The organism is Rhodoferax sp. GW821-FHT07G04 (assembly GCF_059418585.1).
In genome coordinates this window covers 931,367-944,667 of record NZ_JBWKQD010000001.1, presented here as the reverse complement: position 1 = coordinate 944,667, position 13,301 = coordinate 931,367, and the positions used below count along the sequence as shown (strand labels likewise).

General features: G+C 56.2%; 11 protein-coding genes and 1 pseudogene. 11 read left to right on the top strand and 1 reads right to left on the bottom strand.

Features of this window, described 5'->3' with window-relative positions; translation table 11 throughout:
* Nucleotides 1-7: 7 nt before the first annotated feature.
* On the bottom strand, nucleotides 8-2,392 hold the full coding sequence (locus AC07OO_RS04360) for a penicillin-binding protein 1A (RefSeq protein ID WP_495080825.1): 2,385 nt from the start codon (nucleotides 2,390-2,392) through the stop codon (nucleotides 8-10).
* A 266-nt stretch (nucleotides 2,393-2,658) separates the two neighbouring features.
* On the opposite strand from AC07OO_RS04360, the gene AC07OO_RS04355 reads away from it, so the two are divergent.
* The 11 genes and pseudogenes from AC07OO_RS04355 (at nucleotide 2,659) to AC07OO_RS04305 (ending at nucleotide 13,296) form a co-directional block, all read left to right on the top strand.
* Entirely contained in the window at nucleotides 2,659-3,738 is a 1,080-nt protein-coding gene (locus AC07OO_RS04355) for a pilus assembly protein PilM (RefSeq protein WP_495081772.1), read from the top strand.
* Nucleotides 3,735-4,340, top strand: a pseudogene (locus tag AC07OO_RS04350) (PilN domain-containing protein); the annotation flags it as partial. The gene AC07OO_RS04355 and the pseudogene AC07OO_RS04350, both read left to right, overlap by 4 nt.
* 119 nt (nucleotides 4,341-4,459) lie before the next feature.
* Entirely contained in the window at nucleotides 4,460-5,128 is a 669-nt protein-coding gene (locus AC07OO_RS04345) for a type IV pilus inner membrane component PilO (protein WP_495080824.1), read from the top strand.
* On the top strand, nucleotides 5,125-5,667 hold the full coding sequence (locus AC07OO_RS04340; RefSeq protein ID WP_495080823.1) for a pilus assembly protein PilP: 543 nt from the start codon (nucleotides 5,125-5,127) through the stop codon (nucleotides 5,665-5,667). The genes AC07OO_RS04345 and AC07OO_RS04340 overlap by 4 nt, the downstream gene beginning before the upstream one ends.
* Nucleotides 5,664-7,805 (top strand): type IV pilus secretin PilQ, encoded by a 2,142-nt coding sequence (locus tag AC07OO_RS04335; RefSeq protein WP_495080822.1) that lies wholly within the window; start codon nucleotides 5,664-5,666, stop codon nucleotides 7,803-7,805. The genes AC07OO_RS04340 and AC07OO_RS04335 overlap by 4 nt, the downstream gene beginning before the upstream one ends.
* 32 nt (nucleotides 7,806-7,837) lie before the next feature.
* Nucleotides 7,838-9,013: a hypothetical protein gene (locus AC07OO_RS04330; RefSeq protein ID WP_495080821.1), complete on the top strand. Its 1,176-nt coding sequence runs from the start codon at nucleotides 7,838-7,840 to the stop codon at nucleotides 9,011-9,013.
* Between the two features lie 24 nt (nucleotides 9,014-9,037).
* Complete coding sequence (locus AC07OO_RS04325; protein ID WP_495080820.1) at nucleotides 9,038-9,565, top strand: shikimate kinase; 528 nt, start codon at nucleotides 9,038-9,040, stop codon at nucleotides 9,563-9,565.
* Nucleotides 9,566-9,654: 89 nt separating this feature from the next.
* Nucleotides 9,655-10,764, top strand: coding sequence for a 3-dehydroquinate synthase (gene aroB, locus AC07OO_RS04320; protein ID WP_495080819.1), 1,110 nt, complete (start codon nucleotides 9,655-9,657; stop codon nucleotides 10,762-10,764).
* 64 nt (nucleotides 10,765-10,828) lie between these two features.
* Entirely contained in the window at nucleotides 10,829-12,004 is a 1,176-nt protein-coding gene (locus AC07OO_RS04315; RefSeq protein ID WP_495080818.1) for a deoxyguanosinetriphosphate triphosphohydrolase, read from the top strand.
* A gap of 57 nt (nucleotides 12,005-12,061) precedes the next feature.
* Nucleotides 12,062-12,709 (top strand): hypothetical protein, encoded by a 648-nt coding sequence (locus AC07OO_RS04310; RefSeq protein WP_495080817.1) that lies wholly within the window; start codon nucleotides 12,062-12,064, stop codon nucleotides 12,707-12,709.
* The gene (locus AC07OO_RS04305; protein ID WP_495080816.1) at nucleotides 12,706-13,296 is read left to right on the top strand and encodes a DUF1415 domain-containing protein; all 591 of its coding nucleotides are present in this window, start codon (nucleotides 12,706-12,708) and stop codon (nucleotides 13,294-13,296) included. Before AC07OO_RS04310 ends, AC07OO_RS04305 begins: the two co-directional genes overlap by 4 nt.
* Nucleotides 13,297-13,301: the final 5 nt, after the last annotated feature.

The following is a 13,301-nucleotide window of genomic DNA, read 5'->3' as shown; positions in this document are numbered from 1 at the left end:
TCGACCGTCAGTTGCGGAACAGATCCAGGATCTTCTTCTTTTCCTCAGCGGGTGGCAGCGGAACGGTCAAAGCCTCTGGCTTCTCTTCCATGCCGACGCCCGACACGCCAGCGCTCTTGGCGTATTCTTCGTAGAACCATTCTCCACCCACATGCACCACGCCTTCGGGCGCAGGCGGTTCGTTGACCGGCACGCCTTTGAGTGCACTCTCCATGAAGCTGATCCAGACCGGCAGGCTCAGGCCGCCACCGGTTTCGCGGTCACCGAGTTTGCGTGGCGTGTCGTAACCAATCCAGGTGACTGCGGTCAGCGTGGGGTTGTAGCCGGCAAACCAGGCGTCCATGGAGTCGTTGGTGGTGCCGGTCTTGCCGTACACGTCGGGGCGCTTGAGCGTAGCCTGTGCGCGGGCCGCCGTGCCCGAACGGGTGACCTCTTGCAACAGGCTGGTCATCATGAAGGCATTGCGGGCGTCGATGACGCGCTCGGTGTCGGCCAACACGGGCGGCTTGGTCTCGACCAGCACCTTGCCGCGCTGTTCGCTGACCTTGGAAATCAGCCAGGGGTTGACCCGGTAGCCGCCATTGGCAAAGGTGGAGTAGCCCACGACCATCTGCATGGGCGTGACGGAGCCCGCGCCCAAGGCCATGGTCAGGTAGGCGGGATGTTTTTCCGCCTCAAAGCCAAATCGCGTGATCCACTCCTGGGCGTATTGGGTGCCAATGGAGCGCAAGATCTGGATGGAGATCATGTTCTTGGACTTGGCCAGGCCGCGGCGCAGCGTCATGGGGCCTTCAAAGGTGCCGTCGTAGTTTTTGGGCTCCCAAGGCTGGCCGCCGGTGACGCCTGCGTCAAAGAACAGCGGCGCGTCATTGATGACGGTGGCTGGCGTGAAGCCTTTTTCCAGCGCGGCCGAATAGATGAAAGGTTTGAAGCTGGAGCCCGGCTGGCGCCAGGCCTGTGTCACGTGGTTGAACTTGTTCTTCCCAAAGTCAAAGCCACCGACCAAGGCCTTGATGGACCCGTCACGTGGGTCGATGGCGACAAAGGCGCCTTCCACTTCAGGCAATTGGGTGATTTCCCAGGTGTCTTTGACCGTCTTGGCAACCCGTATCACGGCGCCGCGGCGTATCTTGATATTGGGCGGGGCCTTGTCCGACAAGCCGGACTGGGCGGGCTTGAGTCCGTCGCCGATGATCTCGACCAACACACCGCCGGTGCGCATGGCCTTGATCTTCTTGGGCTCCGCCTCTAGCACCACGGCGGACATGACGTCACCGTTGTCGGGGTGGTCTTCCAGTGCATCGTCGACGGCGTCTTCCACTTCGCTAGCTGCGGTAGGCAGCACAATGAATTTCTCGGGGCCGCGGTAGATCTGGCGGCGCTCGAAATCCATGATGCCTCGCCGCAAGGCCTTGTAAGCCACGTTCTGGTCGGAGGTGCGCACCGTGGTCCGGACGTCCAGGCCGCGCGTATAGGTTTCGTCGCCGTACTGGGAATACATCAGTTGGCGCACCATTTCGGCAATGTAGTCGGCATGCACCTGGGTGTTGACGGCGCCGGACTTGACCTTGAGTTCCTGGGCCTTGGCCGTTTCGGCTTCCTTTTCGCTGATAAAGCCGTTTTCCAGCATGCGGTCAATGATGTGGCGCTGGCGCACCCGTGCCCTTTGCGGGTTGCTGATGGGGTTGTAAGCGGACGGCGCCTTGGGCAGACCAGCCAGCATGGCCGCTTCGGCGACCGTGATGTCCTTTAGCGGCTTGCCAAAATAGGCCTCGGAAGCTGCGGCAAAGCCATACGCCCGATTGCCCAGGAAAATCTGGTTCATATAGATCTCAAGGATCTGGTCTTTGCTAAGCAGGTGCTCCAGCTTGAAGGTCAGCAGGATTTCGTAAATCTTGCGGGTGAAAGTCTTTTCCGACGACAGGTAAACGTTGCGAGCCACCTGCATCGTGATGGTGGATGCGCCCTGGCTCTTGGCTTTGCCCACATTGGCCAGACCCGCCCGCATCACGCCAAGGTAGTCCACGCCACCGTGCTGGTAGAAACGTGCGTCTTCAATCGCCAATACGGCATTGGTCATGACCTTGGGGATTTCGGCAATGGGCGTCAGGTTGCGCCGCTCTTCACCAAATTCACCGATCAAATCGCCTTCCGCGGAAAAAACGCGTAGCGGCAGCTTGGGGCGGTAGTCCGACAGTTCAGAAATATCGGGCAGGTTGGGGTAGGCGACGGCCAATGCAATGGCCACCACGATCAGCACGGACAAGGCGCCCGCCAATAGCGCCCCACCGGCCCACAACACCGAACGCAGCAGCCAATGCATGGAAGTTTTTTCCTTCGGCTTGCGCGAAGGGGGCGTGTCTTTATCAGATAGGGTTGGGCTGGATGGCATAGAGGTGGGCTGGGGTGACCACGGCATTATAAAAATCAGCGGACGGGCACTTCCCTGGCGCGGCAGCAAGCATTGTTGCCGGTTCTTGCCGGCGTGGAGAAATCTGTCCCCAGATTTCGCAAATGCTTAAAAACCGTCTGCTTTTGGCAACGCTTGAAACAGCTTAAAACAGAAAAAACCTTTGCGGGACAATGTGCTTACTGATAGCATTGAAGTGATTTCTTAAGTCTGACCGGTGCTTGACCGGTATGTTTCAGGGGACCGTTTTGATCTCATTGGGGTCGTTATTCAGCCGCCAACCGGCATCCATGTTCGGGTTGGATATCAGTTCCTCCAGTGTAAAGCTGGTGGAGTTGGGTCGTGACAAGGCCGGCAGTCTGGTCTTGGAGTGTTGTGCTATTGAGCCACTGGAGCGAGGGTGGATCACGGACGGCAATATCGAGAAATTCGAGGAAGTTGCCAACGCCTTGAAGCGCTTGGTCAAGAAGAGCGGAACCAAGACCAAAAATGTAGCCATGGCCTTGCCGCCATCGGCGGTGATTACCAAAAAAATTGTGCTGCCTGGCGGCATGTCGGACCAAGAATTGGAACAACAGGTCGAAAACGAAGCCAATCAGTACATTCCATTTCCATTGGATGAAGTCAGCCTGGATTTTTGCGTGATTGGTCCCAGTGCCACGTCGGCGGGTGATATCGAAGTGCTGATCGCCGCTTCGCGCAAGGAAAAAGTCCAAGATATTCAGGGTTTGGCAGAGGCTGCAGGGTTGACACCTTTGGTGGTTGACGTCGAGTCCTACGCTTCGCGTCTCGCTGCGGGACGGTTGATCGAGAATCTGCCCAATAAAGGCGCAGGGTTGATCGTTGCCTTGTTTGAAGTTGGTGCGCTGACAACCAGCATGCAGGTGATGCGCGACGATGAGGTCTTGTACGACCGGGACCAGGCATTTGGTGGTGCGCAACTGACACAGTTGATCGTGCGCCAATATGGCTTTTCACAGGAAGAGGCCGAAAGCAAGAAGCGCAGCGGCGAGTTGCCCGAAGACTATGAGGCCGCGGTACTGAAGCCATTCATTGAAACCATGGTTCAGGAGTTGGGCCGTGCGTTGCAGTTCTTCTTTACCAGCACGCCGCACAACAAGGTCGACTACATCATGCTGGCAGGCGGATCGGCCGCTCTGCCTGGTCTGACCGCTGCAGTCACACAGCACACGACTTTCCCTTGCAGCTTGCTCAATCCTTTCGATGGGATGGAGATTGGGAGCGGTGTTCGTCTGAAGAAAATGACCCGTGAGGCTCCGTCCTATCTGACGTCTTGCGGTCTGGCCTTGCGGAGGTTTGCGCAGTGATTCTGATCAACCTCTTACCGCACCGCGAGGCCGCGCGCAAGCGGCGCCGCGATGTGTTCAATATTTCGCTGGGCGCTTCTGCGCTGTTTGGCGGTCTGATTGCTGGTGCAGTGTTTTTGTGGTACGAGGCTGCGATATCGGAGCAGCGAGATACCAATCAAGTGTTGCAAACCGAAATCAAGAAGTTGGAAAGCCAGATCAAGGACATCAGTGGCCTGGAGGCAGAAATCGCGGCATTGCGTGCTCGCCAGCAGGCGGTGGAAGATTTGCAATCGGATCGCAATTTGCCGGTACATCTGCTGACGGAAATGGTCAACCAACTTCCGGATGGTGTTTACATCAGCAGAATGGCCCAAGCCGATCAGTCAGTACTCATCAACGGTGTGGCGCAGTCTAACGAACGTGTTTCGGAATTGCTGCGTAATCTTGCCAACAATACGCCCTGGTTTACCAAGCCGGAACTAGTCGAGATCGTGGCGGGCAATGTGGCCCTGACCTCGCGTGACCAGCGGCGGGTAGCCAATTTTGTGATCCGTGTCAAACTGGTTCGTGCTAGCGAAGCGGAGAAGGCTGCAGTAGCCGCACGTAGCGCGGCGGCATCCTCGGCACCGACTGCAGGAACGTCTGCGTCATCAGCAGGCGCATCCGCGCCGCAGACTGCGGTGTCCGCGCCTGTGCCGCCAGCGTCGGCCCCTGCCCAGAAGAATATGTAGGAATCTAAATGGCTACCAATACTTTAGGTTCAATTGATTTCGCCCAGCTTCAGCAAAAGCTGGTTGCCCAGTTCAGTGGCTTGGATCCCAGGGATCCCGCTTCGTGGCCAGCGATTCCCCGCTATGTTTTGTTCGTTGCGTTGTCCGTGGTGATCGTCGTAGCGTTGTGGTTTGTCTGGTTAAGTGGTGAAGACGATATCCTGATTCAGGAGAAGGCTACTGAGGAAAAGCTCCGGGCCGACTACAAAACCAAATTGACGAAAGCGGTCAATCTGGACGTGCTCAAGAAGCAACGAGAGCAGGTTTTGCAATATGTCACGCAATTAGAGAAGCAATTGCCCAGCAAGGCAGAAATGGATGCGCTGCTGTCTGACATCAACCAGGCAGGTTTGGGGCGTAGCTTGCAATTTGATTTGTTCCGGCCTGGCAATATCGCGGTGAAGGACTATTACGCCGAGCTGCCCATTGCCATCAAGGTGAGCGGCCGGTACCACGATATTGGCGCATTTGCCTCTGATATCGCCAACCTATCTCGCATTGTTACGCTGAATAATCTGACTATTGCTCCCGGAGCCAATGGCGCGCTGATTTTGGAGTCCACGGCGAAAACTTTTCGGTATCTGGATAAGGATGAAATTGCTGCGCAAAGTAGTGCCTCCAAGGGAGCGAAGAAATGACCCGCGTTAGCCTCTTGGCCGTTGCTTGGTTGGCTGTGCTCCTGTGTGGTTGTGGTTCGTCCCGCGATGACGACATACGCCAATGGATGGCAGAAGAGCGTAACCAGACGCGACCCAAGGTAGACCCCATACCTGCGCCCAAACAATTCAAACCCGAGTCATATACCAATGCGGCTACTACCGAGCCGTTTAGTAAGGAAAAATTGACCCAAGCCCTGAAGCGCGACGCATCACAGGTTGTTTCGAATGGAGCCCTTGTGGCGCCTGAGCTTGCGAGGCGAAAAGAACCTTTGGAAGCCTTCCCATTGGACTCGATGGGCTTAGTGGGGAGCATCCTCAAGGAGGGACAGCCTGTCGCTTTGGTGAAGGTGGATAACTTGTTATACCAAGTGAAACAAGGCAATTATCTCGGGCAAAACTATGGTCGAGTGATGAAGATCAGTGAGACCGAGGTAACACTGCGTGAGATCGTGCAGGATGCAGTAGGTGAATGGATTGAACGCGTTGCGACATTGCAGTTGCAAGAGAGGTCTAAATGAAAAATCAGAATCAGCGAATAGGTTTGCGCATGTGGCACGGTCTTGCATTTTCCTTGGCACTTTTGGTGGGGTTTGGGGCACAAGCTCAAACTGCAATTGAATCCGTAACAGGTTCCATACAAGGTGGCACCGAGGTGGTGCGTATTGATCTCAGCAAAGAGCTGACAGCCATTCCGTCTGGGTTTGCAATTCAGTCACCTGCTCGGATTGCCTTGGATTTCCCTGGAGTAACCAGCGCGTTGGGCCGCTCCAATGTGGAGTTGAATCAGGGTAATTTGAAGTCGGTCAGCGTTGTACAAGCGGGTGAACGCACGCGGGTGGTGCTCAACTTGAAGTATCCAGCGGCCTACACCGCGGAAATTCAGGGTAAATCCCTGCTGGTTGCATTGGCGTCGACTACACCGAGCACTGCGGCTACTGCAGTAACCACAACGTTTGCCGAAAGCCGGAGCCGTGATTCTGCGCCTCTGAAAGACTTAGATTTCCGCAGGACCACCGATGGCGCTGGTCGTGTAGTTGTTACCTTGCCCAACAATCAAGTGGGCGTGGATATACGTCAGCAGGGGCAGTCTTTGGTGGTGGATTTCATGAAATCCACGCTACCAGAGGGGTTGCGTAGGCGGTTGGACGTTGCTGACTTCGGCACCCCGATCAAATCGGTAACCACCACGCAAACCGGTGATAAGGTGCGAATGGTCATTGAACCTACGGGGCAATGGGAGCACAGTGCGTACCAAAGCGATGAGCAGTTTGTGATTGAGGTCAAGGAGATCAAGGTTGACCCGAAGAAGCTGACACCGGGCGTCGGTTACACAGGGCAAAAGCTATCGCTCAACTTCCAGAATATCGAAGTTCGGTCGCTATTGCAGGTCATCGCTGACTTCACGAATTTCAATATCGTGACCTCGGATTCGGTGGCGGGCGCCGTAACTTTGCGCTTGCAGGACGTGCCGTGGGACCAAGCGCTGGACATCATTTTGCAGGCGAAGGGCTTGGGACTGCGAAAGAGCGGTAATGTGCTCTGGGTTGCTCCCAAGGATGAGATTACAGCCAAAGAAAAGCTGGATTTGGAGTCGGCCGTGGCGGTCCAGGGACTGGAGCCATTGCGGACACAGTCGTTCCAAATCAACTATGCCAAGGCGGAGGAAATCGCCGCGTATTTGAAGGCTGATGGTGGAGGCGAGAAAGGGTCTGCCCGCATTCTGAGTTCGCGTGGTAGCGTCATTGCGGAGAAGCGGACCAATCAGCTTTTTGTGACGGACATTCCTAGCAAGCTCGAACAAGTTCAGTCGCTGATTACCAAGCTGGACATCGCAGTCAGGCAGGTGTTGATCGAAGCACGTATCGTTGAAGCAACCGATACCTTCGGTAAATCGCTGGGCGTCAAGTTGGGTGGTGTCGATGCTCGGGCGGCCAGCGGCGGGGATGGTGGTTACCAAGTCAACGGGGATAACCGGGTTGCATTTGGTGCGAATTATTCCAATCTCCAGTACACGACATCCAACCGTGTAGAAGGCAAGTTGGACGCCAATGCACAGTTCTTGACGATGCCGGCGGTGGTCAATTACCCAGCCCTGTCTTCTCCTGCAGCCTTCGCGGTTTCCATTTTTAACTCTGCGGCCAACCGTTTCCTGAACTTAGAGATTTCGGCATTGGAGGCGGATGGAAAAGGCAAGGTTGTGTCGAGCCCCCGCGTCGTCACAGCAGATCAAGTGACTGCCACCATTGAGCAAGGGGAGGAATTGCCTTATCAAGTTGCTTCGGCAAGTGGTGCAACCTCCATTGCGTTCAGAAAAGCCAATTTGAAACTGGAAGTTACACCTCAGATTACTCCAGAAGGCAGCATTATTCTTAAACTGGATGTAACCAAAGATACCGTTGGTCGATTGACTACCGCCGGCTTTGCCATCGACACTAAACACGTCAACACTTCCGTTCTCGTTGAGAATGGTGGTACGGTCGTGATAGGTGGTATATATGCCGAAACGACCAAAGACGATGAGACTCGTGTACCTTTGCTGGGAGATCTACCTGTTCTGGGCAATCTGTTCAAAACGAAAGTACGTTCCTCAAATAAGACGGAACTCTTGGTTTTCATTACACCCAAGATGATCTCTGACCGTGGCGCTACGCGATAATTAACCCATCTGACAATACATACGACTACATCATGATGCGCTTATTCACACTATTTGCGACGCTTCTGATCGCTGCTGTTCTTTCTGCTTGTGGTGGTGGAGGTGGATCGCCGGGGGTTCCATCAGGGTCTGTTCAAACATTCTCGGTTGCTGCACCAAGCACACTGACCTTACAGGTCGGTCTTACGCAACAGTACTTTATCAAGGGTGGTGTAAAGCCTTACACGGTCTTTAGCGCCAACCCCGCTGTAGCAGTTGGTTGGTTAATTGGTGAGGATATCTTCGCCGTTGGTACAGCCGCCGCAGGTACGGCAACCGTTTCTGTGCAAGATGCAAAAGGAACGAAATTTGACATCATCATCACCGCCGGTTCGAGCACCGCATTTTTTACCACTGCACCAACTGCGTTAACCATTGCTCCAGGGCCGATAGCGGCACAAACCTTCAAGTTTGGTGGTGGTACTCCTCCGTATAAAGCCGTCAGCAGCAATCCATCGTTGTTGTCTGTGGTCGTCAACGGTACAGACGTGACGTTCACCGCGTTGCAAGTCCCAGGGACTGCGACCGTCACAATGACTGACTCTTCTTCTCCGCCTGGGTCTTTCGCTTCGGTGGTTACCTTGGGGACGATTGCCTTGGCAGTTAATCCTACCGATCCCACTATTGCTACTGGTAGTGTCTTCCGGTCTGTGATTACCGGGGGCACCCCTCCGTACAGAGCCCTTGTTCTGGACAACTGCCTTACCGATGTCAAAATTGTCCAGGGAAATATCGTGGAGGCCAAGGGTAACAAGCCATGTACAGGATCTGCGCTGACTATTGTTGACGCGAACAATCAATCGGTTAATTTCAACGTTACTATTAATGCGGGATCGTCAGGTTTGCAATTGGTGCCCAGTGCGTTCACGATTCCTGAGAGTACCAATACACCTACTTTGTCGCTTCTGCTCTATGGCGCCAATAGCGGCACGATACAAGTGTTCTCCACCAATACAGCCGTGCTGGCGCCACAGACACCGGTCAGCAATGGTGATGGAATTTATACGATTGCCTTGACTGGTGGAAACACCTGCTCCCTGACCGTTGCTGTTGGCCCCCCTGCGACTGGTGGTGATCGCACTGTAACGATTACGGTCATCGATTCCACTGGGCGTATTGGCACAGGCACATATACCATCAAGGACACCAACGGCATTGCTGGCTGCTAGAACGGATGGTCAGAGGTCGGGGCGGTGGCTGTGATCGCCCTAGTTGGCCTCCCAGGCTCCGGCAAATCCACCGTCGGGCGGCAACTCGCCCGACGGCTCCAGCTTCCTTTTTTCGACTCCGATCACGTCATCGAGGAACGGCTGGGTTGCTCCATCCGTGTAGCCTTTGAGCGCGATGGCGAGGGTGTTTTTCGAGACCTAGAAGAAGCGGTACTGGATGAGTTGACGGCCCTACCGCGCGCTGTCATTTCAACCGGCGGCGGAGCGGTGCTCAGGCCATCTACCCGCCAACGCCTGCGGGAACGCGGTCAGGTCGTGTATTTGAAATCCAATCCGGACGATATCCACAGACGGCTTCGCCACGATGCGAGTCGGCCACTGTTGCAAGTGGATGACCCTTTGTCGCGTCTGCGCGATCTGCATGCAAGCCGTGATCCGCTGTACCGCGAAACGGCGCATTTTGTCGTGGAGACCGGTCGACCCTCTGTCGGAACGCTGGTCAATATGATCGTGATGCAGTTGGAACTCGCGGGTGTTCTGCACAATACCTAGCGCGAGGGACATATATGTCCTTTGCGGGCCTTTGAGTTGAAACTGCCTCGTACCTGCTCGACGCACTTCATCCTCTAAACTAGCGTGCTATGCAAGCACCGACCCCGACACCGCACGTCCCTATCGATTTGGGCGACCGCAGCTACAACATCCTGATCGCGCCAGCCCTGCTAGACGACCCCAGTACTTTCGCGTCTTTGCCGAGCGGTGATTCGGCCCTGATAGTGACCAATGCCACGGTTGGTCCGCTGTACGCGCAGCGCTTACAAACAAGCTTGCAGCAACGCTATAAAGCAGTTCATCTGCTGACCTTACCCGACGGCGAGGTGTATAAGAACTGGGAAACGCTCAATCTGATTTTCGATGCCTTGCTGCGCAATGCTTGCGACCGAAAGACCGTCCTGTTTGCACTCGGTGGTGGTGTTGTCGGTGACATGACAGGCTACGCCGCCGCAAGTTATATGCGCGGTGTTCCATTTGTGCAGGTGCCCACAACCTTGTTGGCCCAAGTGGACTCCTCGGTGGGTGGAAAGACCGGCATCAACCACCCCATGGGCAAAAACATGATTGGGGCCTTTTACCAACCGCTGCAGGTTGTGTGCGACCTCAGCACACTCAATACCTTGCCGTCACGCGAGCTGAGTGCTGGCTTGGCCGAGGTCATCAAGTACGGTCCGATTGCGGATCTCGCCTTTCTGGATTGGATCGAGGCCAATCTGGACAGACTTCTGGCACGCGATGTCGACGCGCTAACCCATGCAGTTCGGCGCAGCTGCGAAATCAAGGCCTGGGTCGTGGGCCAGGACGAGCGGGAGTCCGGCCTGCGTGCCATCTTGAACTTTGGCCATACCTTTGGCCACGCTATAGAGGCCGGTATGGGATACGGAACCTGGCTGCATGGCGAGGCCGTCGGTTGTGGCATGGTCATGGCGGCAGAGCTATCGCGGGCCTTGGGGCTGGTTGAAGCGGCCTTCGTCAAAAGGTTGCGTGACTTGGTGCAACGAGCCGGCCTGCCGGTGATCGGCCCCCGCTTGTCCGCCGCCGATAATGCGGGCCGCTATCTGGAACTGATGCGTGTCGATAAAAAGGCGGAGGGCGGCGAGATCCGGTTTGTCGTGATCGATGGACCATCGCGCGCAGTACTGAGGGCCGCGCCCGACGCTCTGGTACGCCAGGTGGTGGATGCCTGTTGCGCGTAGATTGCTATACATTTACTAGCGGCACATTCAATTCGAACGAGGGCTGGCGGCTTATTTTGAATATATGATTCTGGCTCCTTACGCATGCGACCCCGCCCAGTCCCGTGGCCGGCGGTTTGCAGAACCTGATGCGCCCACCCGCACGGCCTACCAGCGCGACCGCGACCGCATCGTCCATTCCACAGCGTTTCGGCGGCTGGTCTACAAGACGCAGGTATTCCTGAACCACGAGGGCGATCTGTTTCGCACCCGCATGACCCATTCGCTGGAGGTCGCGCAGCTGGGGCGCTCGATTGCACGCGCCTTGCACCTGAATGAGGACTTGGTAGAAGCCATCTCCCTGGCCCATGATTTAGGCCACACACCGTTCGGGCATGCGGGCCAGGATGCGCTGAATGATTGCATGCGCGAGCACGGTGGCTTCGAACACAACCTGCAGAGCTTGCGCGTGGTCGACCAATTGGAGCAAAGCTACCCCCAGTTCGATGGTATCAATCTGACCTTTGAAACGCGCGAAGGGATTCTCAAGCACTGCTCGCGTACCAATGCGATGTCGCTGGAAGCCCAGGAGCCCGGCGGTGTCGGGCGGCGGTTCTTGGATGGAAGCTACCCCAGCTTGGAAGCGCAGCTGTGCAATCTGGCGGATGAAATTGCCTACAACGCCCACGATATTGACGATGGCGTGCGCTCAGGGCTGGTCAGCTTGGAACAATTGTCCGAAGTGCCATTGTTCGAGCAGCACCGTAGCCAAGCGTTGCAGGGCTTTCCCGATCTTGGGGCCAACCACAACCAGCGCCGCCTGCTGTTTGAAACCATTCGCCGCATGTTGAGTGCCCAGGTCTACGACCTGATCGACGTCAGCGGAGCAGCCTTGGCGTCAGAAGCGCCCTGCAGCCCGGACGACGCGCGCAGCAGGGGCGGTCTGCTGGCGTTCAGCGTCGAAGCGCGTGCGCAGTCCAAGCAACTCAAGCAGTTTTTGTTTCACAACCTGTACCGCCACCCACAGGTGGTGCAGACGACGGGTGTGGCCAAGCGCATCGTGCAGGAGTTGTTCCAGGCTTACTTCGCCACACCACAGGAACTGCCCGCTGACTTCGCGCCAAGTGATTGGCGCGAAGCTACGCCGGTGCAGCTGGCCCGCACCGTTGCCGACTACATAGCGGGTATGACCGACCGGTTTGCAAACCGCGAGCATCAGCGTCTTACCGGTCAGCACCTGTTCACGCAAGTTACAACGTAAGCAATTGTTAACGCTCGCTAAAATGGAGAAAATAACAAAAGCAAGCCTGGAGGATCAGTGAGTTTTCTTAACCAGTTGAAGCAGCAAGCCAATGCGCTTCAAAACCAGCAAAGTGAGCAGCTGCAGAATTTGGAAGAGAATGCAGCCGCCACGGAGTGGGCGTGTCAGACTGTATGGAAATACCTGCAGGACTTGGCCCGCCAACTCAACGTCATCACCCCTGACGCCCCCCGCTTCTCATTGGATGGCAAGACAGCTTGGCCCGCGATGAAGCTCGCCGATTTCCGGACAGACTCCCGCAAGAAGAAGCTGCGCGACAAAGACGTCTACGACTACATTGCCATGGGCTGGGATATTGTTCCCAAGATCGGGGCGCCGATCCCGGGCTCGGTCAGCGTCAACTTTCCGCCGGATCTGGAGCGCGTGCAGAAGCGCTTGGCCTATGGCCACGTCGAACACGAGCAAAAGAACATACGCCACCCCGAGAAGAACACCTTGCAAGCCATCTGCTTTGAGTACGTCACCAAAGCCCGTGGCAATGTCACTGTCGCGGCAGACCATGACAACGGTCAGTTGATCTTCCGCTTGGCCAACGCAGATGGATTTGGTGTTGTGACCAGCACCTGGGCCGCCGCCAAAATTGACCATAGCCTGATGGACGAGTTGGCCAAGATGGTCGTTGCCCAACCGAGCCGCTTCTTGTGAGCGGCGACCAAGACCCTGATGACGCGATCGTAGTAGACGACACCCGGCGCTGGTTGCAACGCGCCGTTATCGGCCTGAACCTGTGCCCCTTTGCGAAGGCGGTGGAAACCAAGGACCTGGTTCACTATGCAGTGAGCCGTTCCGTCGGTTTCAAGGATCTGCTGGCGGACTTGGGGCAAGAGCTAAAAAGCTTGGCAGCCCTCGACGTACTTACACGAGACACTACGCTTTTGATAGCGCCGGACGCCCTGACCGACTTTTTGGAATTCAACGACTTCCTGCACCAAGCCGATCGCCTGCTGGCCAAGCTGGGCTTTGAGGGGGAGTTTCAGATTGCCAGCTTCCACCCCCATTACGTGTTTGCCGACGCGGAGCCGGACGCCATTGCCAACTACACCAACCGTGCACCCTATCCCACGCTGCACCTGCTGCGCGAAGACAGCATAGACCGTGCCGTGAAGGCCTTTCCCCATCCTGAAGCCATCTTCGAGGCCAATATCGAAACCCTGGAGCGTCTGGGGCCTGCGGGTTGGGATGCATTGGGCGTGGGTGCCAGCCCGCATGGCAAGATGGGCAACGGCGTATGAAGAAA